Origin of the sequence: Bacteroides intestinalis DSM 17393 (assembly GCF_000172175.1) — a bacterium.
In the GTDB taxonomy this organism is placed as follows: domain Bacteria; phylum Bacteroidota; class Bacteroidia; order Bacteroidales; family Bacteroidaceae; genus Bacteroides; species Bacteroides intestinalis.
Genome location: NZ_ABJL02000007.1, coordinates 1,007,311 through 1,031,467 on the forward strand (window position 1 = coordinate 1,007,311; position 24,157 = coordinate 1,031,467).

Here is a 24,157-nt window from a genome sequence, read left to right on the forward strand (position 1 = left end):
TTACCTTTGCTGACAGGTTGCTTGTAAATCAATATATATGAGAATATCTCTGTTGTTATTTTGCATATTTTCTCTTTTTAGTAGCTTATCACGTGGTTCCTCTATTCCTTTCTCTCCCATCGTGAGGAGCTATTCCGTATCAGATTATAATGCAGGTATTCAGAACTGGTCTATCACCCAGGATGATAGGGGAGTTATGTATATTGGCAATAACAAAGGTTTGCTGGAGTTTGATGGAAATAGCTGGGAGCTTCATGAATTACCTTCCAGGAATATAGTACGCTCTGTATATATCGGTAAAGACGGCAAGATATTTGTGGGTTCTTTTGAGGAGTTCGGATATTTCGAACGTAATTCATTGGATAGCCTTGTGTACCACTCTTTAAAAGATGAAGTGAAAGATTTCCAGTTTCATAATGATGAAATTTGGACGATTACGTCGGCACATGGGGAGATCGTATTTCAGTCTTTCGGTTCTCTGTTCTTTTATGACGGGCATACCGTGAAGGGGATTCGTACAAAAACTCTTCCTTTGAATTTATTTCAGGTAGGTGATACGGTTTATTCTCAACAGATAAACGGAGGGCTTTTTATTCTTGCAAAGAATGGGCTGGAAAATCTGATTGAACGAAAATCATTGGGCAACAGTGATGTGGTGGCAGGACTTCCGTATAATGATGGCGTTTTATTCCTGACACAAAAGAGTGGTGGTTTTGTTTATCAAAGTGGAAAGATACTGAAGTGGCATACAGAATGTGATGCCGAGCTTGAAAAGTACTCTGTGAACCGGGCTGTAATGACAAAAGACAGTTGCTATATTATCGGTACGCTTTCTAATGGGATTTATGCAATAGATAAAAAAGGACGTTTACTTTGGAAAGAGAATACGGACAGCCGCTTACAAAATAATACCATATTAGGGCTGTACTGTGATGCCGATAACAATGTTTGGGCAGCTTTGGATGAAGGTATAGCCTATATACAAAATAACTCCCTGGTATATTATTATGAGCCCCCTTACCGGAAAATAGGAATGGTCTATGATGTGCTGGTGAAAGAGGATGAGGCTTATATCGCTTCCAATCAAGGACTTTACAGGATTAGGAACAGAGTCCCCGAACTTGTGCCGGGACTGGAAGAGCAGGCATGGTTCGTTGGTGAATGGGGAAAACAGATTTTATGCGGACATAATAAAGGAACTTTTCAGATATCGGGTTCGCAGGCATCGCTGATTTCGGATGTGAGAGGAGCGATGTGCATGAAAGAAGTCAATCTGGAAGGACGTTCGTTCTTATTGCAAGGTACCTATACGTTTCTGAATTTATACAATGAGGAGCCTTCGGGTATCTGGAGGTTTCTGCGGTCGTTAGGCGGGTTTACCCACATGGTGCGGGAGATCGAGATGGATCCGCAGGGGAATATCTGGGTGAAGCATTTACGGAAAGGATTATTCCGTTTTCGGATTAATCCGGATCTGAAACGGGTAGAAGATGTCAGAACCTATATGGAACTGGGTGATGTGAAAGATGGGGACTTCTCTTTGTTTAAGATCAACGGACGGGTTGTTTTTTCAAATGGGGAAACGTTTTACACTTACGAAGATATGAATGATTCTATTATTCCTTATGAATCGATGAATGAACAATTGGCGGATTTGAAAGGAATACATAGTGTGAGTCATGCAAAAGGCAATCTATACTGGTTTGTCAGCAGTAAGATGGCATATTTAGTGAAATGTGAGATGAATGTTTTCCGGATTGAACATAGTATTCCGTTTTCTTTGTTTGATGGTTTGTCGATAGAGGAGAGAGCGGCGATGGTTTATGACAAGGAGAGTGGCAGTTCTTATCTCTGCTTGAATAATGCTGTTGCCCGGATTGATTCAGATAGTTCTCTTTTGTACAAGTCCTCTATTAGGCGCTCTTTGTGGATCTCAGCTATAACGACTGAGTCGGAGTGGACGGGAAAAGTAAAACGATTGTCGGTGCAAAAAGAGAACAAGATTGATGCAGATTTGAATACCGTATGCTTCTCTTTATGCTATCCGGTTTATAATGACTATACTTACAAGGTAAGGTATAAATTGGAAGGACTATCTGATCAGTGGGTGGAAGGTGACCGCAGCCTGCAGAAGAAATATACCCGTTTGCCATTTGGGGCGTATGCTTTCAAAGCTGAGATTTATAATGAGAATGAAGTATTGGCATCGGTAACGCTACCTTTTGAAGTTTTGAGGCCTTGGTATCTATCATATTGGGCTATCACCGGTTATGTTCTGATTGGGGTGTTGCTGTTATTGTTGTTGCAATACGTCGTTTATCAGTCTGTGAAGAAGAAGAAAGACAGGGTGATTGAACAGCAACGCATTGCCCATCAAGCTGAGATAGAAATACAGGAAAAGAAGATTATTGAATTGGAAAAAGAGCAACTGGAAGCTGATTTACGTTTTAAGAGTAAAGAGCTGTCCGGAGTTGTGATGACCAATATTGCCCATCAGGAGTTTTTGAATTCGTTGAAAGAAGAAATACAACAGCAGAAGTTATCAGGGCAGTATACGCGGAAGAATCTGGATAAGCTCTTAGTATTGATTAATCAAAGTATCGTTTCAGATGAGGAAAACTGGAATATGTTTCAGGCGAATTTTGACCGGATACATGAGAACTTCTTCCGAAACCTGAAACAACAATATCCGGATCTGACAGCAGGTGATTTACGTTTCTGTGCTTTACTCCGCCTGAATATGCCGACAAAGGAGATTGCCAAGCTGCTGAATATATCGGTGAGAGGCGTAGATGCAGCAAGGTATCGCTTGCGTAAGAAATTTAATCTATCTCAGGAAGATAGTCTGACGGATTTTATGATTAATTTTAAATAGTTGATTCTTAACGTAATAATGTGAAAGGAAGTACTAAAATAGTACCTCCTTTTTTTGTGTTTTGCACTAAAGGTACTTTTGTTGTAGCTCTGTATTGTGGCGGTTTAAGGTGCTTTCTCTTTATTTGCAGCGAAATCATTTTTCTCCAAAAATAATAAAGAATGAAAAGCATGAGACAATTAATCCTTAAGGTACAATCGTTTTTAATTTTATTGGTGCTGGTATCTGCCAATATGCAAGCACAAAAATCTCCTGTCGATATGGATCGCTTTATTGATGATCTGATGAAGAAGATGACTCTGGAAGAGAAAATCGGCCAGTTGAACTTGCCTGTTACGGGTGAAATAACCACCGGACAAGCCAAGAGTAGTAATGTGGCTAAGCGTATCCGTGCCGGTGAAGTGGGCGGACTCTTTAACTTGAAAGGCGTGGAGCGTATTCGTGACGTTCAGAAACAGGCAGTAGAAGAAAGTCGTCTGGGTATTCCTCTTTTATTTGGTATGGATGTAATTCATGGATACGAAACGGTATTTCCTATTCCTCTGGGATTATCCTGTACCTGGAACATGACAGCTATTGAAGAATCTGCACGTATTGCTGCTATCGAAGCCAGTGCTGATGGTATTTGCTGGACATTCAGTCCGATGGTGGATGTTTCCCGTGATCCCCGTTGGGGACGAGTTTCCGAAGGGAATGGTGAAGATCCCTTCTTGGGAGCGGAGATTGCGCGTGCTATGGTACGTGGTTATCAAGGGAAAGATATGAGTAGTAATGATGAAATTATGGCTTGCGTGAAGCACTTTGCGTTATATGGGGCATCAGAAGCCGGACGCGACTATAATACAGTGGATATGAGTCATCAACGTATGTTCAACGAATATATGTTACCTTATCAGGCTGCCGTGGAAGAAGGTGTGGGTAGTGTGATGGCTTCATTCAATGAAGTGGATGGTGTACCGGCTACCGGAAATAAGTGGCTGATGACCGATGTACTTCGTAAGCAGTGGAATTTTGATGGGTTCGTTGTGACGGACTATACCGGTATCACTGAAATGACCGATCATGGTATGGGTGATACACAAACAGTTGCAGCCCTGGCTCTGAATGCAGGTGTCGATATGGATATGGTGAGCGATGCTTTTACAAGCACACTTAAAAAATCTCTGGAAGAAGGAAAAGTTTCAGTAAAGGCTGTTGATGCTGCTTGTCGCCGTATTCTGGAAGCTAAGTATAAGCTGGGGCTTTTTGATAATCCCTATAAATATTGTGATATAACCCGTCCTAAAAAACAAATCTTTACAAAAGAACACCGCGCTATAGCCCGTAAGACAGCTTCGGAAAGCTTTGTTCTCTTGAAGAATGAGAATAGTGTACTCCCTCTGGCAAAGAAAGGTACCATTGCTGTAGTAGGTCCTTTGGCCGATAGCCGTAGCAATATGCCGGGCACGTGGAGTGTGGCCGCTGTGATGAACAAATATCCTTCTTTGATTGAAGGCTTGAAAGAAGTAGTGGGAGGCAAGGCTAAAATTCTTACGGCTAAAGGAAGTAATCTGATGAGTGATGCCGAATACGAAGAACGTGCTACTATGTTTGGCCGTACTCTGCATCGTGACAATCGTACAGATAAGGAACTGCTGGATGAGGCGCTTGCTGTAGCTGCCAAGTCTGACGTGATTGTTGCTGCTTTGGGTGAGTCTTCCGAGATGAGCGGTGAAAGTAGTTGCCGTACAGACCTCGAAATGCCGGATACGCAACGTGTACTTTTGCAGGAATTGTTGAAAACCGGCAAACCGGTGGTATTGGTGTTGTTTACCGGTCGTCCGTTAGTATTGAATTGGGAGCAGGAAAATGTACCTGCTATTCTGAATGTGTGGTTTGGTGGTAGTGAAGCTGCTCTTGCCATTGGTGATGTACTGTTTGGAAATGTAAATCCGAGTGGCAAACTTACTACTACTTTTCCGAAGAGTGTAGGACAGATTCCTTTGTTCTATAACCATAAGAATACTGGTCGTCCTTTGCCTCAAGGGGCCTGGTTCCAGAAGTTCCGTAGCAATTATCTGGATGTAGATAACGAACCGCTTTATCCGTTTGGATATGGCTTGAGCTATACTACTTTCTCTTATAGTGATATTACATTGGATAAATCGTCCATGAATATCAATGGAGAGATTATGGCAACTGTAACGGTAACCAATACAGGTAAGTATGACGGTTCGGAAGTAGTGCAGCTATATATCCGCGATCTTATAGGCAGTGTAACACGTCCGGTGAAAGAACTGAAAGGCTTTGAAAAAATCTTCTTGAAAGCCGGTGAATCCAAACAAGTGTCTTTCAAGTTAACAGCTGATATGTTGAAGTTCTACAATTACAATCTGGATTTTGTGTGCGAACCGGGTGACTTTGAAGTAATGATAGGTGGTGATAGCCGTGATGTGAATAAGGCCTTATTTTCGCTTCAATAAGCATCTGCCTGGTAGTAGATAGATAAAGAGGGAATACAGAATCTTTATTAAAAATAAATATCTGATAACTAATTAGTTCTGCGAGCATGTAGTAGTTATAAAGTAGTACCATGTTTAGGCGTGGTACTCTTGTGGTAGCCTGTTTTTTGACTTAAATCAATTATTGCTATACGTTTGCAGAGCAATTTTAAATCAATACAAAATGAAAAGAAATCTATTAATTACATGTGTGATGTTGCTGTTTGCTGTCGTTTCGATGGCGCAGAACAAGATTACAGTTTCGGGTGTCGTTACAGATAAGACAGGCGAAACTGTTATAGGTGCTTCTGTTCGGGTAAAAGGACAGGAGAATATGGGAACTATTACGGATATCGACGGAAAATACCAGATTCCTGGCGTACCGGCGAATGCCACTTTGATATTCAGCTATATTGGTATGAAGGAACAGGAAGTGGCGCTTAATGGGCGTTCTACAGTGAATCTTATGATGGAAGAGGATAGCCAGCTCATTGAAGAAGTTGTAGTAGTAGGTTATGGTAGCGCCAAGAAGCGTGATTTGACCGGTTCTATTGTAACAGTGAAAGCTGCCGAGATTGCTTCAAAACCATCTACCAATCCTTTGGCTTCTATTCAAGGTAAGGTCGCTGGTGTGCAGGTTATCAATACAGGACGTGCCGGGCAGGATCCGGAAATTCGTGTTCGCGGTACAAACTCTATCAATGGTTATACTCCTTTGTATGTAGTGGACGGACTGTTTACGGATAACATCAACTATCTGAATACAGCGGATATTGAATCTATGGAAATCCTGAAAGACCCTTCTTCCTTGGCTATTTTTGGTGTACGTGGTGCTAATGGTGTTATTATCATTACTACTAAGAAAGCGAAAGAAGGTAAGACTCAGGTCAGCATTAATGGTTCGGTGGGTTGGAAAAAGGTTACAGACCGCGTTAGCCTGACTAATGCAGAGCAGTTCAAAATGCTTTATAATGAACAACGCATGAATCAGGGTGGCGATCCGTACGATTATACTGTATGGAATGCAGATACTGACTGGCAGGATGAGATGTTCCAAACAGGTTTCCTTACTAACAATACGGTTAGCATTACAGCCTCGGGAGATAGAAGTAAGTTTTATCTGGGCTTGGGATATGTAATGGAAGAAGGTTCCATCAAGAGTGAAAAGCTGAATAAGTTTACTGTGAATTTGCATAGTGAACATAAAGTAACCGACTTCTTACGTTTTGGTTTCCAGGTGAACGGTGTACGTGCATTATATCCTGATGCAAAAGGTGTAGGTTCTGCTTTGAAAGCAGCTCCGATTGCTCCTGTTTATGATGCAGAAAGCGGACTTTTACATACTCTTCCTGATTTTCAGCGTGCTCAGGTCTGGAATCCTATGATTGAACCTGTGTTGAGAGGTGCTCATAATAAATCTGCAAATTATCGTATGGCAGGAAATATCTACGGAGAACTTGATTTGATGAAGAATTTAACCTTTAAGGCTACTTTCTCCTTGGATTATGCTTCCAGCCAGTCACGTTCTTATTCTCCGCTTATTTATGTGTATAACCCGGATGTAGAAGGTGGTAAAGAAAGATTGACGGATAAAGAAAGTATCAGTCAGTCGAAGTCTACATCAATGGCTGCACAGTCCGATTATGTATTGACTTATATTAATCAGTTTGGTGATCATGGTCTAACTCTGACTGCCGGTCTTACTACGAATTATAATGAATATTCTGATTTATCGGGTGGTCGCAGCCAATTGCCGGGTTATGGTGTTCCCATTGGCGAAGATATAGATAAGTGGTGGATTACTATGATTGATGATGCTACATCAGCTACTAATGGTGGATCCCAATACAAACGGTTTACAATGTCCTATCTGTTCCGTGCATTGTATAACTATAAAAATCGTTATTTGCTGAATGCTTCTTATCGTCGTGACGGTTCTTCCGTATTTAAGAGAACAGGAAATACATGGGATAATTTTTATTCATTCGGTGCCGGTTGGGTTATGAGTGAAGAGGCATTCATGAAGAAACAGAATGTAATCGATTATCTGAAGCTGAAAGGCTCATGGGGTGTTTTGGGAAGCCAGAATACAGGAGGTTCCCGCTATCCGGCCTATCCTAATATTACAAGTTCAGGTTCTGCTGTCTTTGGTGATAATGTTATTGCAGGTAAGGGACCGGATAAACTGATTTCACAGACATTGGGTTGGGAGCGTAACTATTCATGGGAAGTTGGTTTTGATATGCATCTGTTGGATGGTCGCATGCAGATTTCTCCTGTTTATTACAATAAGACAACCAAAGACTTGCTGACAAGTGTTCCCGGTCTTTCAGGTACGGTTCCTGCATTGCAGAATACAGGAGAGATTCGTAACCGTGGTTTTGAGTTGGCAGCATCCTGGAGCGATAAAATCGGTGAAAACTGGCGTTATGGTGTTTCAGCCAATCTGACGACTATTGATAATGAAGTTGTATCATTGATAAGCAAGGATTATTCAATAATTAATGGCGTTTCCCGTGTATCTGAAGGATATCCTATCGGCTACTTCTATGGATACAAAGTGGCAGGTGTTTATCAGAATGAAACTGATATCGAAACTTCAGCACCTAACCAAGTAGCTTCTGTGAAGCCGGGCGATTTGAAGTTTGCCGATGTAAATGGTGACGGTATTATCTCAGAGAAAGACCGTACTATGATTGGTAATCCTACTCCGGATTTTACTTATGGTTTTAGCGTAAATCTGGGTTACAAGAATTTTGATTTGAGTGTAGATATGATGGGAGTTTATGGAAATGAGGTTTATCGTAACTGGGATAGTAGTGCTTACGCACAATTCAACTATCGCACAGGACATTTGAATCGTTGGCATGGTGAAGGAACATCCAACTGGGATCCGATTCTTGATCCATCCCGTTCTGTAAACCTGGAAGCTTCTTCTTATTATGTAGAAGACGGTAGTTTCTTCCGTATCCGTAACATAGAGCTGGGATATACTTTTGATCCCCGTTTGTTGAACCGCATCAAACTGCAATCTTTACGTATCTATGGTAATGTGCAGAATCCTAAAACATGGAGCCGCAATACCGGATATACTCCTGAAGTTGGTGGTAGTGCAACAGCGTTTGGTGTAGATGGTGGAGGTTATCCGATGCCTGTAGTTTATACATTAGGCTTTAACTTATCATTCTAAACATGAAATCTAATAAAAGAAAAACGATCAGTATGAAAAAGATATTTTATTATGTGATGGCTTTGGCATTGGGATGTTCCCAGATGTCATGCAGTGACCTGTTAGATCAAAAACCGCAAGGAGTATTGACTGAAGATGATCTGACTGGGGGTACTTATGAAACACAGATTTTTAACATGTATGCCTTGCTTCGCGGTTATCATATTGTTTCCGGAAATACGGCATTGGCTATTCATGGTATGCGTTCGGAAGATGCGGAAAAGGGTAGTACACTGTCTGACGGATCTGCAACAGGAAAAATGTTTGATGATTTTGAATATGCTGCAAGTAACGGCATGGTAAAAAGTTACTGGAATGCCAATTATACCTTGATTCATAAAGCAAATGATGTATTGGAGGAGATGAAGTCGAATCCTTCATTGACAGGCGGTGACTTAGTTAATAAGGGAGAGGCTTTATTGATGCGTGCTTTCTGTTATTTCAATTTGGTACGTGCTTTTGGCGAAGTGCCCTTGATTGATTTTAAAGTAGGGAGTGTAGCAGATGCCAATATTCCCAAATCTTCTGTAGCTCAGATATATACTTTGATTGATGAAGATCTGACGAATGCAGAATCTTACCTGCCGAGGACTTGGGAAGCACAATATGTCGGTCGTCTTAGCTGGGGAGCGGCTCGTGCCTTACATGCCCGTACTTATATGATGCGTAATGATTGGAACAATATGCGTGCGGCAGCAGAGGACGTTATTTCTTCCGGTTTATATAATCTGAATACACCTTATGAAGATATTTTCCGTGAGAAAGGTGAAAACTGCGGTGAGTCTGTTCTGGAACTTCAATGTACTGCTACTGCTGCTCTTCCGGGGTCCAACGAAATTGGTAGCCAGTATGCTCAGGTACAGGGCTGTCGTGGGGCCGGTGAATGGAATTTAGGTTGGGGCCAACATACTCCTACTCAATTATTGGCTGATGCATTCGAAGAAGGTGACCCGAGAAAGGATGAGACTTTATTGTATTTTATTAGAACAGGAGAAGATCCTTCAACCATTCCTGCAAATAAGCCTTATGGAGAAAAACCGGTTGCCAATGCCGATGTGATAGCAAAGTATTTTAATAAGAAAGTGTATACAGATCCGGCTTTGCGTGAAAAGTATACGAAGAGTGGGTATTGGGTGAATATTCGTCTGATCCGTTATTCGGATGTCGTACTGATGGCTGCGGAAGCTGCTTGCGAACTGGGTGATAATACAAGTGCAAGAAGATATCTTGAGATGGTACGTGCCCGTGCCCGTGGTACGAATGCTAATATCTTGCCGGAGGTTACCACTGATAATCAGAGTGAATTGCGGGAAGCTATTCGTCATGAACGTCGTGTTGAGTTGGGTATGGAATTCGATCGCTTCTATGATCTTGTACGTTGGGGAATAGCGAAGGAAGTGCTGCATGCAGCCGGAAAGACTGGTTACCAGGATAAGCATGCATTGTTGCCTTTGCCTCAGGACGAAATTGACAAATCAAATGGCGTGTTAGTTCAAAACCCTAATTATTAATTCATATAGTAATGACCATGAAAAGATATATTAATTTATTGTTGGCATTTTGTGTGTCAGCACTCACTTTGCAATCTTGTTTTCAGGATATGGATCATCCGGCTTTTGATTATCTGGATAGTTCTGCTCCCAAAGTGTTCTCACCAATGAAATTGTTCTTGCCTTTTGAGAATGATATGCGTGATAAGGGTAATTACACCTTCCTCATGAGTGCCGGAGGGGATATTACTTATACTGATGGAATCAACGGACAAGCTTATCAAGGTACAAAAGATACGTATCTGTTAGCCCGTGTTCCTTCTTATCTGACCGATTCTATACCCGATTTAGGAAGTTGTACAGTGGCTTTCTGGATGAAAACAACGAGAAATACTTCTGCATATGGTGTCTTCAGTATTCCTAATACCAAGACTTTCTGGGGTAATTTTGATATCTATCTGGAAAATACAAGTAGTGAGACCCAGGCTTTCTTCAAGATGCATCTGTATAACTGTACATCCGTGAAGGATAATGATGAGAGATGGGTAGAAGCTAAGATAGACAATGTTTTTGGTACCGAATGGGTTCATATGGCATTTGTTTATGATGGTAGTAATTCGACAGTAACAGTTTACCGGAATGGTGAAAGTGCATTTACAAAAGAGCTACCCGGTTATGGAAAGCTTAAATTTAAAGATTTGGGTACATTTGCTATCGGAGCATTTCAGTTTAGCACAAAACCCAGTTTGACAGAAGGTGCAGGAGCACAGAGTTGGGCATCCAATTTTCCGGGACAGTTAGACCAGTTCCGCTTCTATGACAGAGCTATATCTGCTTCTGATATCAAGCAACTTTATTCAGGTAAAGAATGATGACCGTTAGAAATAGAGTGAATATGAGAGCTGTTTATTTCATACTGTCCTTATTACTGATTGCTTGCAGTAAAGATGATGCTTCGGAAGCACCCGGAAAATTTGAACTGCAAAATATATCCATTGGTGAAAAACAGGATCAGAGTTCCTTTGAAAATGTAGCTCCCAATGCCAGTATTGTGCTTACATTCACAGATGCAGTGGATGAAGCTACGATTCAGAGTAATATCATATTGAAACTGAATGATCAGGCGGTGGCATATGATTCAAAACTACAGGGAAAGGATAAACTCTCATTGACTCCAACAGGTGGCTTTAAAAGTTTTTCCTCATATAAACTGGTGATCAATCCGGGGGTGAAATCCACCTCCGGAGTATCTCTTACCAATGGCAAAGTCTATGAAATCCGTACAGGGATGGATGATTCGGATAAGTTTGATCGCATTCCTGACGAGGATTTATTAACTTTGGTGCAGAAACAAACTTTTAAGTATTTCTGGAACTTCGGTCATGCACATTCCGGTATGGCACGCGAAAGAACAACTTCCGGTGATGTTGTTACTACCGGAGGAACAGGATTTGGAGTGATGGCGATGCTGGTAGCGGCTGAAAGAGGATTTGTAACCCGACAGGAAGCTCTTGAAAGAGTGCAGAAGATTGTAACTTTCCTGGATAAAGAGTGTACGAGTTATCATGGAGCCTATGCACACTGGATTAACGGTGCAACCGGTGAGACAAAGCCATTTGGTGATAAAGATGATGGTGCGGATCTGGTAGAAACCTCTTTACTTTTCCAGGGACTGCTTGCAGCACGTGCATACTTCAAGGAGGGTTCGGAAGCTGAGAGTAAATTGCGTTCTGATATAACCCGCCTGTGGGAAGCTATTGAATGGACTTGGTTTCAGAAAAGTGGAGAGTCTGTTCTGTATTGGCATTGGAGTCCGAACTATGGATTTGAGAAGAATCTTCCGATCAGAGGTTGGAATGAGTGCCTGATAACTTATGTGCTTGCAGCTTCTTCTCCTACTCATCCTATCGATAAGGCGGTTTATGAAGCTGGATGGGCAAGGAATGGCGGTTTGAAGAATGGTAATACCTACTATGGATACAAGCTTCCGCTGGGAGCTGATAAGGGTGGGCCGTTATTCTTATCTCAATATTCCTTCTTGGGCATTAATCCGAAAGGACTGAAAGATAAATATGCTGATTATTGGGAACAGAATCAAAACCATACTCTGATCAATTATAATTATTGTAAGGAGAATCCTAAGGGATATGCTGGTTATGGAGCCTCTTGTTGGGGGTTGACAGCTAGTGATGGTGATAATGGTTATTCGGCACATTCACCTACAAATGATAAAGGAGTGATTGCTCCTACGGCTGCATTGTCTGCATTTCCTTATACTCCGGAAGAGTCGATGTCTGCATTGCACTTCTATTATTATAAGATGGGTGATAAACTCTGGAGAGATTATGGTTTTGTAGATGCTTTCAACCTGACAGCTAATTGGTATGATAACCAGTGTATAGCTATCGACCAAGGACCGATCATTTGTATGATAGAAAATTATAGGACAGGAATGCTTTGGAATTTATTTATGGCTATTCCGGAAATTCAGCAGGGAATGAAAAAGTTAGGTTTTGAAAGCCCTGCACTAAACTGATAAATAGAATATATGATGAGACTTATAATATATGTGATGCTTCTGCTTTACCCGTTTAGCCTGCTGCCGGCAGCTTCTGGTGGTAAGAAGGAGAAGAACTTGTCTGATGAAGAACTGATGACCCTCGTGCAGAAACAGACTTTCCGTTATTTCTGGGATTATGGACATCCGGTTTCGGGCTTGGCACGCGAACGTAGTAACGGTAATGACGATATTGTTACCATTGGTGGTTCCGGCTTTGGGGTAATGGCTATTATTGTCGGTGCAGAACGTGGATTTGTAACGCGTGAACAAGCGGCAGAGCGTATGCTGAAAATAGTCAGCTTTCTGAATGATAAGAATACGGACAGTTACCATGGCATTTGGGCGCATTGGATAAATGGGCAGAACGGAGAAACCATTTCTTTCAGCAGGAAAGATGATGGTGCCGATCTGGTAGAGTCTGCTTTCATGTTCGAAGGGTTGTTGGCTGCACATCAGTATTTCAACAAAGATAATCAGGTGGAAAGACGTATCCGCGGTCTTATTAATGACCTGTGGCGTCAGGCTGAATGGAATTGGTTTACTAAAGGTGGTGAAGATGTACTCTATTGGCATTGGTCACCCAATAACGGTTGGTCGATGAACCATCAGATAAAAGGGCATAATGAGTGCCATATTACATATATACTTGCTGCTTCTTCACCCACTTATCCCATTGCAGAGTCGGTATATCATAAAGGGTGGGCCAATTCTATCGTTTTCAAGAATGGTAAGAAGTATTACGACATAACCTTGCCATTGGGAAGTGATTATGGCGGACCTTTGTTCTTTACCCATTATTCTTATATGGGACTTGATCCGCGTGGCTTGAAAGATTATTATGCTGATTATGAAGAACAGATGAAAGCACATACTCTGATTAATCGTGCTTATTGCATAGATAATCCGAAGGGGTATAAAGGGTATGGAGAACAGTGCTGGGGACTGACAGCCAGTGATGGTGATAAAGGGTACTCTGCGCATTGTCCTGGTAATGACCGCGGTGTTATTACTCCAACAGCCGCCTTGTCGTCTATTCCTTATGCACCGGAATATTCATTGCAGGCCATGCGCTATTTCTATGAAGAGCTTGGCGATAAGCTTTGGGGAGAATATGGTTTCAAGGATGCATTTAACCTGACTGCTGACTGGTTTGCGCCATCTTATCTGGCTATAGACCAGGGACCTATTATTGTTATGATAGAAAATTATCGTACAGGTTTAATATGGAAATTGTTTATGAGTCATCCGGATGTACAAAAAGGATTGAAGAAGTTAGGATTTAAAACACCATACTTAAATTAAAAAGGTTTCATAATTATGAAAAACATGTTTTTTAATAGTGTATTAGTTGCTTTCGTTCTGCTTGTTGCTTCGTGCAGCAAGCAGCCGGAAGCTAAAGTTGATGTGATGTCATTCAATATTCGTCTGGATCATGTAGCGGATAGTTTGAACAACTGGAAGTATCGTAAAGATGCTGCGGCACAAATGATTATTTATTATGCTCCGGATGTAGTAGGTATGCAGGAAGTATTAAAGAACCAGTTGGACGATCTGAAGAACCGCCTTCCGCAATATACGGTTTTAGGTGTGGGGCGTGCCGATGGAAAAGAAAAAGGGGAATATTGTTCTCTGTTCTATAAGACCGATCGTTTCGATCTTATGAAGAGTGGCAATTTCGGTTTAAGTGAAACACCCGATTCTATTGGAATAAAAGGCTGGGATGCTGCTTGCGAACGCATTGTGACGTGGGCTGTTCTTAAAGATAAAGTCAGTGGTAAAGAATTGGCTGCTTTTAATACACATTTCGACCATATTGGTAAGGTTGCCCGTCGTGAAAGTGCAGTTTTGTTGCTTGCAAAGATACGTGAGATAGCCTCGGACTTACCGGTGGTTATTACGGGAGATTTTAATGGTACTGTTGATTCAGATCCGATTTCTGTTCTTACGGAAGGGGGAATGCAGAATACTTATTCCGCATCTGACATAGTTTATGGTCCTACGTGGAGCTTTCATGATTTTGGGCGCATCCCGGTTGAAGAACGCCAGTTGATCGATTTTATTTTTGTCAATGGACAAGTGGTGGCCAATAAATTCAGAGTGATAGCAGACAAGCCGGACAATGGCTATTTATCCGACCATGCGCCTATTCAGGCCAATCTGACAATTCGATAGTACCATGATTTCTAAATTATCCTTGGGGCTTGTCGTTTTACCTTTTGTACCTTCCTCCATTGTGCAAGGTCAAGAGCAGGAAGTCCGTAACGAACGCCCCAATATCATTTTTATTATGAGTGATGACCACGCCCGTCAGGCTATGAGTATTTATGGTCATCCTATAGGGAAAGTGGCGCCGACTCCGAATATTGACCGTATCGGGCATGAAGGAGCGGTTTTCCAGAATAACTATTGTTGCAATTCTATTTCCGGGCCGAGTCGTGCTGCCATACTTACCGGTAAACATAGCCATAAGAATGGTTTCATGAAGAACTGGGCGAAAGGTTTTGACGGTACGCAACAGACCCTTCCAAAGATATTGCAGGCAAATGGTTACGAGACAGCTGTTATTGGTAAGTGGCATCTTATTTCTAAGCCTACAGGTTTCGATCATTGGATGATTCTGGATGATCAGGGAGAATATTGTAATCCGCATTTTATTACTGAAAATGATACCACACGTCATTTGGGGTATGTGACGGATTTGATTACTAAATATACGGAAGAATGGCTCGACGGACGGAAAGACAAGAACAAGCCTTTCTTTCTGATGATGCATCACAAAGCTGTTCATAGAAACTGGGTACCTGCAGAAAGACATTACCATCTGTATGAGCATACTACTTTTCCACTTCCTGATAATTATTTTGATGTTTATGAGGGTCGTTATGCGGCACAGATGCAAAAGATGAATATCTATTGTGACATGTACGAAGGACACGATCTGAAGATGGTTACTGGTATGGATAGTGACAGTTTACTGTTCGACCCTTGGCCGCATGCTTTTCTGGGGACAATGGAACCGGATGAATGCCGTCGTTTTCTTGATGCATATCGTGATAGAAATAATGAATTCCACTCCAGAAAACGTTCATTCAAAGAAGTCGCGGAATGGAAATACCAGCGTTACTTGCAAGATTATATGGGAGTTGTAGCGAGTGTAGACGAAAGTGTGGGAGAGATTCTTGATTATCTGAAATGTACCGGACTGGATAAAAATACGATTGTAGTCTATACTACCGATCAGGGCTTCTATTTGGGAGAACATGGTTGGTTTGATAAGCGTTTCATGTACGAAGAATCTTTCGGCATGCCGATGGTTATGCGCTGGCCCGGACATATCAAGCCGGAAACTCAGGTAACAGGACTGACGCAGAACATAGACTTTGCTCCTACTTTTCTGGATATGTGTGGTATCGAAGTGCCACGGGATATGCAGGGCGTATCGTTCCGGGAGTTGGTAGAGACGGGAAAGAAACCGCGTGATTGGCGTAAATCGCTCTATTATCATTATTATGAATTTCCTGGATTTCATAGTGTCCGTGCCCATTATGGTGTAAAGATGGAACGCTACAAATTGATGCACTTTTATGTGGAAGACAAATGGGAACTGTATGATCTGAAAACTGATCCGACAGAAATGCACAATCTGTACGGAAAGCAAGGAATGGAGAAAGTAACTGCTGAACTAATGGCAGAACTTGCACGTTTACAGAAACAATATGAAGTTCCTCAGAATTTGTGCAAGTAATATAAAGAACGAAAGAATGAAACATCTGTTATTGACTATAGTCTGCCTGATTGCGTGGACTACTCTTCCGGCGCAGGATATGCGTCAGGATACATATTGTAATCCCTTGAATATAGATTATACCTATATGATTTATAATTCCGACCGGGATATTTCTTACCGTTCGGGGGCCGATCCGGCAGTAGTGGATTTTCGCGGAGAATATTATATGTTCGTAACGCGTTCGCATGGCTATTGGCGTTCCAAGGATTTATTGAACTGGGAATTTGTACGTCCCGGTAAGAATTGGTATCCTCAGGGATGCAATGCTCCGGCTGCACACAATTATAAGGATTCTGTGCTTTATGTTGCAGGCGATCCTTCAGGTTCTATGAGCATCCTTTATACCGATGATCCTGCTTCCGGTGATTGGGAAGCTACGCCTGCCATTCTGCATAATCTGCAAGATCCTGATTTGTTTATTGATGACGATGGGAAAGCTTATATGTTCTGGGGATCTTCCAATGTTTACCCTATCCGGGGTATGGAATTGGATAAAAATCACCGTTTCACAAAGAAAGGGGAGACGAAAGAACTATTCAATCTGGATATGCCTAAACATGGTTGGGAGCGTTTTGGTGAGAATCATACGGATACAGTATTGGGCGGTTACATTGAAGGCCCTTGGTTGACAAAACATAATGGTAAATACTATATGCAATATGGTGCGCCGGGTACGGAATTCAATGTTTATGCGGACGGAGTATACGTAGCAGATCATCCGATGGGACCTTATACCTACCAGAAACATAATCCGGTATCTTATAAACCGGGTGGTTATATGAATGGTGCCGGGCATGGAAGCACTGTGCTTGGTCCCGGCGGGCAGTATTGGCATTTTGCTTCGATGTCTCTTTCCATTAATGTGAACTGGGAACGTCGTCTCTGCATGTTTCCCGCCGGATTCGATAGAGATGGTATTATGTATGTGGATACCCGTTTTGGAGATTATCCCCGTTATGCTCCTGCCGTGCCGGGTAAGGCAGGGCAGTTCCGAGGGTGGATGTTGCTCTCTTACGGCAAGCCGGTTACCGCTTCTACTGTGAAAGGAGAGTTTCAACCTTCTGCATTGACTGATGAACTGACTAAGACATTCTGGTTGGCTGAGGCTAACGATGAACGCCAATGGGTAATGATCGATCTGGAAAAACCGGCTACTGTATCTGCTATTCAGATCAACTATCATGATTACCAAAGTGATATGTATGGTCGTTATGAAGGGCTTCGTCACCGCTATGTGATTGAGGGGTCACTGGATGGACAGAGTTGGGATATATTGGTTGACCGTAAAGAAAGTTATAAAGATACCCCGAATGATTATGTTGAACTCGGACAATCCCAATCTGCGCGTTATATCCGCTATAAGAACATAGATGTACCGACCCCGAACTTGGCAATTTCTGAACTTCGGGTATTCGGATTGGGTATGGGGAAAACACCGCAACAACCGAAGAAATTAGCCCTTGATCGCCGTGCGGACCGTCGTGATATTACTATCAGTTGGGAACCGGTCAAAGGTGCACAAGGATATAATGTGTTATGGGGTATTGCTCCCGATAAACTTTATAGCTCCTGGATGGTATATGGCAATAATGAATTATTTATGAAATCTCTTACTACCGATCAGGATTATTACTTCTGTGTGGAAGCATTTAATGAGAATGGCGTATCTTTACGTTCAGAAGTGAAACATGTAAAATAACAATGCTATGAAACGATTAATCAGTGCTATTTGTCTTCTTTTCTTCCTGTTACCTTTGCCTGCTCAGGAAACGTACCAGAAAGAAATCTTTATCTCTTCCCGGGGAGATACCTTGCAGTATCGCTTGCTGCAACCGGAAAATATGAAAAAGAGTGAGAAGTATCCTTTGGTGCTTTTTCTGCATGGTGCAGGGGAGCGCGGTAATGATAATGAGAGGCAATTGACCCATGGTGGACAAATGTTTTTGAATCCGGTGAACCGGGAGAAATACCCGGCATTCGTGCTTGCACCACAGTGTCCCGAAACGGGCTATTGGGCATACTCGGCACGTCCTGAATCATTTCTGCCGAATGAGATGCCGTTGAATGAACCGATAACTCCGATTTTTCAGACAGTGAAGGATTTGCTGGATACTTATCTGGCAATGCCTCAGGTTGATAAATCACGTATCTATATCGTTGGACTTTCCATGGGAGGAATGGGAACCTTTGACATGGCTGTCCGTTTCCCGGAGATATTTGCTGCTGCTGTGCCTATTTGCGGTACAGTAAATGTGGCGCGCCTGAAAGCTGCTAAGTCTGTAAAGTTTCGTATTTTCCATGGTGATGCTGACAATGTGGTTACACCTGAAGGTTCGCGTGCGGCATACAGGACTTTGAAGAAGGCAGGTGCTGATGTGGAATACATCGAGTTCCCGGGATGTAATCATGGTAGCTGGAATCCGGCTTTCAATTATCCCGACTTTATGAGTTGGCTGTTCAGTCAGAAGAAATAGTTTAAAGAAAAATGAGGTTTTGCCAGCATTTTGACACAACCTCATTTTTCTTTAAACTATTTTTCTTCATAATCCCCGTTAGCTTTAATCAGCTCAATCAGCTTTTCTACAGCTTCTTCTTCGGGAATATTCTTTTCAATGCATTCTTTCTTCTTATACAGACTGATTTTCCCACGTCCGGCACCTACGTAGCCATAGTCAGCATCAGCCATTTCTCCGGGACCATTGACGATGCAGCCCATAATACCTATTTTCAATCCTTTCAGGTGTGAAGTAGCGGCTTTTACACGTGCTATGGTACTTTGAAGATTGAACAGGGTGCGTCCGCATCCGGGACAGGAGATATATTCCGTTTTGCTGGTGCGTATACGTCCTGCTTGCAGAATACCAAAGGCTGTGGCATCTACTACAGCATGACTGAGATCTCCCTGGTTGAACAGGAAAATACCATCGCAAAGGCCGTCGAAGATAAGTGCTCCCATGTCAGCAGCAGATTTTATCTGCAAGTCCTCCGCTTCATTTTCAGCATAGTGCTGGAAGAATACAACCGGATTTTTCAGTCCTTCCTGCATCAATTGGTGAACTAAGGCACGATGTTCTCCAAGTCGGTTAGGATGGTTACTCTGTGATATAATGACTACTTCCGGATGATGTTTCAGACAAGCAATCACTTCTTCTGTTTGTGCCATGTAAGGCATAAACATGAATTTCAAATCGGCTTGGCAATTGCCCATAAGTGGCATCTGCTGGTAATTGAAAGCCGGATAGGTTCCGGGCTCTTCTTCCCATACATCCGCATCCAGAATGTATTCCACTCCTTCTTCACGAATTTCTGGTAAGGCACGTCCGGCATAGATGTAATCCGGAATGAATTGAGGGTTCGTATCGAATTTTCCGTCCATGCGTTCGGCAATGACTACAGGCAGGTGATTCCCGCCTATGTTGCGTACGGCAGTTGTTTCACGTCGTACCGGAGAAAGATAATTGAAACCTTCTGCTTCCACTCCGGGTATGTAAGGATGATCCTGGTGCTGCATGATATAATCCACCAACTTTCGTGCTACAGGTATTTCTGCTTCCGGAGCTTCGCTCAGAGAAACACGAATGGTATCACCCAGACCGTCGGCTAGTAATGCGCCGATGCCCAGGGCAGACTTGATACGTCCGTCCTCACCATCACCGGCTTCTGTAACACCAAGATGCAATGGGAATTGCATTCCTTCCTTTTCCATTACGGCAGCCAGCAGGCGAACCGTTTTCACCATTACTACTGTATTGGAGGCTTTGATAGAGATGACAACATCTGTGAAATTTTCTTTTATACAGATGCGCAGGAATTCCATGCATGATTCCACCATACCTTCCGGTGTATCGCCGTAGCGAGACATAATGCGGTCGGACAGTGAACCATGATTTACTCCGATACGGATGGCTGTATGATTCTCCTTGCAGATATTCAGGAAAGGAACGAACCGGTCATGTATCTTCTGCAATTCTTGTGCATATTCTTCGTCTGTATATTCCAGATGCTTGAAGGTGCGTGCGGCATCTACATAGTTTCCCGGATTGATACGTACTTTCTCAACATACTGTGCTGCTACATCTGCTACCTTTGGGTTGAAGTGGATGTCGGCAACCAGTGGAACCATATATCCATCCCGGCGTAAACCGGCATTGATGTTCATCAGGTTTTCCGCTTCTTTAATGCCTTGTGCTGTCAGACGTACATATTCACCTCCGGCATTTACAATTAGTTTGGCCTGTGCTACGCTGGCTTCTGTATCCTGCGTAGCGGTGTTTGTCATACTCTGTATGCGTATAGGATTGGAGCCGCCCATAGGGGTGGCTCCAATATTTACTTCTGATGTTTCCCGACGGGAATAGTTGAATAAATCCACATTAATTAACTTTGTATTCGTACTTTACTTCTTTCAGTTCTTCGTTCGCCTTTACGATTTTCTTTTTCAGCCCTTCTTTGTAGGCTGCAAAAGTTTCAGCGAGATCGGTATCGCTCAAAGCCAGCATTTGTACAGCAAGAATGGCAGCATTCATGGCACCATTGATGGCAACTGTGGCTACAGGGATTCCGGGAGGCATCTGGATGATAGAGTACAGGGCATCTACGCCATCCAGCACAGAACCTTTAACGGGAACTCCGATAACAGGCAGTGTTGTGTTGGCAGCGATGACTCCGGGCAGAGCAGCAGCCATGCCGGCAGCTGCGATTATCACTTTAACGCCGCGTCCGCGGGCGTTCTTTGCAAAATTCTCTACTGCTTCCGGAGTGCGGTGTGCAGAAAGAGCGTTCATTTCGAACGGTACATGTAAATCATTCAGCAGTTGAGCGGCCTTTTCCATAACAGGAAGGTCGGAGGTGCTGCCCATGATGATGCTTACTAATGGAGACATAATTATTTAGTTATTAGTGTTTAGTGATTAGTGATTAGCAAGCTTCTCAATATCAATTTGCTAATCACTAATCACTAATAGTTAATCGTTAATCAACGCTTTGTAGGCAGCAGCATCCAGCAATGAATCGAAGTCTGCATCAGCATCCGGTTTCATTTTGATGAGCCAGCCTTCGCCGTACGGATCTTTGTTTACCAGTTCCGGTTGGTCGGCAAGAGCCTCGTTTTGTTCCAGGATTTCTCCGCCTACGGGCAAGAAAAGATCCGAAATGGTTTTTACTACTTCAATGGTTCCGAATACTTCGTCGGCTGCCAATGTTTCACCCTCTGCCTGGATATCTACGAATACGATATCGCCCAATTGTTCCTGAGCGTAATCGGTGATACCTACATAAGCTACATCGCCTTCAAGGCGTATCCACTCGTGTTCTTTGGTGTACTTTACATTTTCTGGGAAATTCATGATCATTATTTTTAAAGGTTAATACTTATATTAATTACAAATTACTAATTATAAATTACGATTCTTTGTTCACTCTTAATTCTTTACTTATCTTAGAATAAGAAAATGCGGAACAGGATATTACTCAGTGGATGAAGCACCAATAAGGAGCAAATCAATCCTACGGCAAAACCTACCAGTACCTCTCCCAATGTATGATGCTGTAAAATAATACGTGCTGTGCCCAAGACACCTGCAATCAGGATGAACAAACATAGCCACCATACCGGATTGTATCCGAACAGGGCACTGAAAGATACCAATCCTCCTACAATAGCCCCTACACCTGCCATATGCTCGCTTAACTTCCATTTCAGATTGACAACAATACAGATAACCATCATGATCAATGCAGCAAGAATAATACCTGTCATGTACCAGGGAATATTCAGGCGATGCATCATCACCAGACAGAATACGTATGAAGTAATAGTAAGTAGGAATGGCATAAAACGCCGTTTACGTTCTCCTAAGTCTTCGGGACTGAAACCGTTGATCTTACGGAACAGGAAGATGGTGAGCGTAGGCATAAGAATGGTGAAGCAGTACACTACTCCCAGCACAATCAGCTTATACTGTATAGGCATGATGCGCAGATATGAGAAAAGGAACAGAATCAGAAACGCCAGGAACGGGATAGAAAACGGCGTGAATATAGCCGATATCACCCGGGCTGTCCGGATTAAGCTCCTGTCTGCCACAATATGTTGTTCTTCAACCATTTTAATTTATAATTTTACAATTGGATTCATTAATCATTTACCACCTTATCATTTTATAATTACTTTCTCAGCCTTGCCACCGGTATGTTCAACTGTTGCCTGTACTTGGCTACCGTGCGGCGTGCTATCGGATATCCTTTTTCTTTCAGTATATCCGTCAGTTCATCATCCGTATAAGGTTTCTTTTTATCTTCATTGTCAATGCATTCCTTCAATATCTTACGAATCTCGCGTACAGACATTTCTTCACCGTCCTCGGTGACATATCCGTCATTGAAGAAAAATTTCAGTGAATAGATGCCGTAGTTGGTTTGCACATATTTGCTGTTGCTGACGCGGGAAATGGTTGAAATGTCCAGTCCGGTACGTTCGGCAACATCTTTCAATATCATAGGACGCAGCAATGATTCGTCTCCTTCGAGGAAGAACGGACGTTGCAGGTCGATAATGGCTTGCATAGTAGTCATTAATGTATTCTGACGTTGCTTCACGGCATCGATAAAGCCTTGTGCTGCATCCATTTTCTGCTTCAGGAACATCATGGCTTCTTTCGACTCTTTCGACTGGTTAGCCCTGTTTTTGGTATGTTCTTCCACCATCTCGGTGAAGTCGCGGCTCATACGCAGTTCCGGAACGTTCCGGTTGTTCAGAGCCAGATTGATGGTACCATCGTCGTATGTATCTACAATGAAGTCGGGGATGATCTGTTGCATGTTCCGGCCGATGGCTTCACCCAGGGAGGCACCCGGACGCGGATTGAGTTTGCAGATCTCTTTGATAGCCTGTTCAAAAGCGTCTTCTTCCAGTCCGAGCTTCTGCTGTATCTTGTCCCAATGCTTACGGGTGAATTCTTCGTAACATTCGGAGATGATCGCTTCTTCTATATAAAGTAGAGGGTTCGGGGTGAAGTGCTGTTGTTCTATCTTGCGATGAATCTGAATGAGCAGGCATTCTTGCAGGTTGCGTGCGCCAAGTCCGGCGGGGTCAAAGTCCTGGATAATCTTCAGTGCTTCTTCCAATTCCTCCTGGGTGCATTCGATGCCGGCGTAGATGGCAAGTTCATCACAGATGCTATCCAGAGACTTACGTAGCAGGCCGTCGTCATCCAATGATCCGATCAGATATTCCGCCAGTTCACGCTGATGCTCGGTCAGGTCACGTTCGCTTAGTTGCTCCTTCAGAGTTTCGTAAAAAGAAGTAGCATCGGAGAAAGGTATTTCTTCAGCCTGTTCACCTTTGCTACGGTTGTTTTCCTGCAATTTGTAGTCGGGGATATCGTCTTCGCTCAGATAGTCGCTTAATGAATCATATTCATTGGCTCCGTTGTCTTCTGCGGAACCTCCCGTATCGGAATTTTCAGAAAAGTCGTCACTTGCCGTATCTTCCTTTCCTTCTTCCAGAGCCGGATTTTCCAGAAGTTCCGCATGTATACGGTCTTCCAGTTCTACAGCGGGCAATTCCAGTAGCTTCACTACCAGAATCTGCTGGGGCGACAGTGTCTGTACCTGTTGCTGCGCTTGAGTTTGTACTTGTCTGGAACCTTGTGCCATACTTATTCTTTTCTTTTACTCGCCACAAAGATAATGCAAACCGAGACAGAATAAAATGAACGAGTTCATTTTTTATGCCG

At 42.7% G+C, this 24,157-nt stretch carries 16 protein-coding genes; 11 read left to right on the forward strand and 5 right to left on the reverse strand.

Going from position 1 to position 24,157, the window contains the following annotated elements; all coding sequences use genetic code 11:
* Positions 1-37 precede the first annotated feature (37 nt).
* The 11 genes from BACINT_RS07535 (at position 38) to BACINT_RS07585 (ending at position 18,895) form a co-directional block, all read left to right on the forward strand.
* Positions 38-2,875, forward strand: coding sequence for a triple tyrosine motif-containing protein (locus BACINT_RS07535; protein WP_182424760.1), 2,838 nt, complete (start codon positions 38-40; stop codon positions 2,873-2,875).
* 170 nt (positions 2,876-3,045) lie between these two features.
* On the forward strand, positions 3,046-5,337 hold the full coding sequence (gene bglX / locus BACINT_RS07540) for a beta-glucosidase BglX (protein ID WP_044154827.1): 2,292 nt from the start codon (positions 3,046-3,048) through the stop codon (positions 5,335-5,337).
* 202 nt (positions 5,338-5,539) lie between these two features.
* Positions 5,540-8,545: a SusC/RagA family TonB-linked outer membrane protein gene (locus tag BACINT_RS07545; protein ID WP_007661974.1), complete on the forward strand. Its 3,006-nt coding sequence runs from the start codon at positions 5,540-5,542 to the stop codon at positions 8,543-8,545.
* Positions 8,546-8,577: 32 nt separating this feature from the next.
* Entirely contained in the window at positions 8,578-10,095 is a 1,518-nt protein-coding gene (locus tag BACINT_RS07550) for a RagB/SusD family nutrient uptake outer membrane protein (protein ID WP_044154828.1), read from the forward strand.
* Between the two features lie 17 nt (positions 10,096-10,112).
* On the forward strand, positions 10,113-10,946 hold the full coding sequence (locus tag BACINT_RS07555; RefSeq protein WP_044154943.1) for a LamG domain-containing protein: 834 nt from the start codon (positions 10,113-10,115) through the stop codon (positions 10,944-10,946).
* Positions 10,943-12,610, forward strand: coding sequence for a glucoamylase family protein (locus BACINT_RS07560; protein WP_007661977.1), 1,668 nt, complete (start codon positions 10,943-10,945; stop codon positions 12,608-12,610). Before BACINT_RS07555 ends, BACINT_RS07560 begins: the two co-directional genes overlap by 4 nt.
* 12 nt (positions 12,611-12,622) lie before the next feature.
* Complete coding sequence (locus BACINT_RS07565; protein ID WP_007661978.1) at positions 12,623-13,936, forward strand: glucoamylase family protein; 1,314 nt, start codon at positions 12,623-12,625, stop codon at positions 13,934-13,936.
* Positions 13,937-13,951: 15 nt separating this feature from the next.
* Positions 13,952-14,806, forward strand: a complete 855-nt coding sequence (locus tag BACINT_RS07570) for an endonuclease/exonuclease/phosphatase family protein (protein ID WP_007661979.1) — start codon at positions 13,952-13,954, stop codon at positions 14,804-14,806.
* A gap of 4 nt (positions 14,807-14,810) precedes the next feature.
* A complete protein-coding gene (locus BACINT_RS07575; RefSeq protein WP_007661980.1) occupies positions 14,811-16,379 on the forward strand; it encodes a sulfatase family protein in 1,569 nt (522 codons plus the stop codon).
* A gap of 16 nt (positions 16,380-16,395) precedes the next feature.
* Complete coding sequence (locus tag BACINT_RS07580) at positions 16,396-18,120, forward strand: family 43 glycosylhydrolase (RefSeq protein ID WP_044154944.1); 1,725 nt, start codon at positions 16,396-16,398, stop codon at positions 18,118-18,120.
* A 7-nt stretch (positions 18,121-18,127) separates the two neighbouring features.
* A complete protein-coding gene (locus BACINT_RS07585) occupies positions 18,128-18,895 on the forward strand; it encodes a carboxylesterase family protein (RefSeq protein ID WP_007661982.1) in 768 nt (255 codons plus the stop codon).
* 56 nt (positions 18,896-18,951) lie between these two features.
* Here the strand turns inward: BACINT_RS07585 and BACINT_RS07590 are convergent, their stop codons facing one another.
* From BACINT_RS07590 to rpoN, 5 genes are all read right to left on the reverse strand, one after another.
* Complete coding sequence (locus tag BACINT_RS07590; protein ID WP_044154829.1) at positions 18,952-20,793, reverse strand: 4-hydroxy-3-methylbut-2-en-1-yl diphosphate synthase; 1,842 nt, start codon at positions 20,791-20,793, stop codon at positions 18,952-18,954.
* Position 20,794: 1 nt separating this feature from the next.
* Complete coding sequence (purE, locus tag BACINT_RS07595) at positions 20,795-21,304, reverse strand: 5-(carboxyamino)imidazole ribonucleotide mutase (protein ID WP_044154830.1); 510 nt, start codon at positions 21,302-21,304, stop codon at positions 20,795-20,797.
* A gap of 81 nt (positions 21,305-21,385) precedes the next feature.
* The gene (gene gcvH, locus BACINT_RS07600; protein WP_044154945.1) at positions 21,386-21,766 is read right to left on the reverse strand and encodes a glycine cleavage system protein GcvH; all 381 of its coding nucleotides are present in this window, start codon (positions 21,764-21,766) and stop codon (positions 21,386-21,388) included.
* Positions 21,767-21,858: 92 nt separating this feature from the next.
* Positions 21,859-22,527, reverse strand: coding sequence for a membrane protein (locus BACINT_RS07605; protein ID WP_007661986.1), 669 nt, complete (start codon positions 22,525-22,527; stop codon positions 21,859-21,861).
* Positions 22,528-22,586: 59 nt separating this feature from the next.
* On the reverse strand, positions 22,587-24,077 hold the full coding sequence (gene rpoN / locus BACINT_RS07610; RefSeq protein ID WP_007661987.1) for an RNA polymerase factor sigma-54: 1,491 nt from the start codon (positions 24,075-24,077) through the stop codon (positions 22,587-22,589).
* Positions 24,078-24,157 lie beyond the last annotated feature (80 nt).

What these genes read in the sequence shown, in the direction of transcription:
- BACINT_RS07535 (WP_182424760.1), top strand. Translation starts at nt 38, where the DNA reads ATGAGAATATCTCTGTTGTTATTTTGCATATTTTCTCTTTTTAGTAGC.
- bglX (WP_044154827.1), top strand. Translation starts at nt 3,046, where the DNA reads ATGAGACAATTAATCCTTAAGGTACAATCGTTTTTAATTTTATTGGTG.
- BACINT_RS07545 (WP_007661974.1), top strand. Translation starts at nt 5,540, where the DNA reads ATGAAAAGAAATCTATTAATTACATGTGTGATGTTGCTGTTTGCTGTC.
- BACINT_RS07550 (WP_044154828.1), top strand. Translation starts at nt 8,578, where the DNA reads ATGAAAAAGATATTTTATTATGTGATGGCTTTGGCATTGGGATGTTCC.
- BACINT_RS07555 (WP_044154943.1), top strand. Translation starts at nt 10,113, where the DNA reads ATGAAAAGATATATTAATTTATTGTTGGCATTTTGTGTGTCAGCACTC.
- BACINT_RS07560 (WP_007661977.1), top strand. Translation starts at nt 10,943, where the DNA reads ATGATGACCGTTAGAAATAGAGTGAATATGAGAGCTGTTTATTTCATA.
- BACINT_RS07565 (WP_007661978.1), top strand. Translation starts at nt 12,623, where the DNA reads ATGATGAGACTTATAATATATGTGATGCTTCTGCTTTACCCGTTTAGC.
- BACINT_RS07570 (WP_007661979.1), top strand. Translation starts at nt 13,952, where the DNA reads ATGAAAAACATGTTTTTTAATAGTGTATTAGTTGCTTTCGTTCTGCTT.
- BACINT_RS07575 (WP_007661980.1), top strand. Translation starts at nt 14,811, where the DNA reads ATGATTTCTAAATTATCCTTGGGGCTTGTCGTTTTACCTTTTGTACCT.
- BACINT_RS07580 (WP_044154944.1), top strand. Translation starts at nt 16,396, where the DNA reads ATGAAACATCTGTTATTGACTATAGTCTGCCTGATTGCGTGGACTACT.
- BACINT_RS07585 (WP_007661982.1), top strand. Translation starts at nt 18,128, where the DNA reads ATGAAACGATTAATCAGTGCTATTTGTCTTCTTTTCTTCCTGTTACCT.
- purE (WP_044154830.1), bottom strand. Translation starts at nt 21,304, where the DNA reads ATGTCTCCATTAGTAAGCATCATCATGGGCAGCACCTCCGACCTTCCT.
- gcvH (WP_044154945.1), bottom strand. Translation starts at nt 21,766, where the DNA reads ATGAATTTCCCAGAAAATGTAAAGTACACCAAAGAACACGAGTGGATA.
- BACINT_RS07605 (WP_007661986.1), bottom strand. Translation starts at nt 22,527, where the DNA reads ATGGTTGAAGAACAACATATTGTGGCAGACAGGAGCTTAATCCGGACA.
- rpoN (WP_007661987.1), bottom strand. Translation starts at nt 24,077, where the DNA reads ATGGCACAAGGTTCCAGACAAGTACAAACTCAAGCGCAGCAACAGGTA.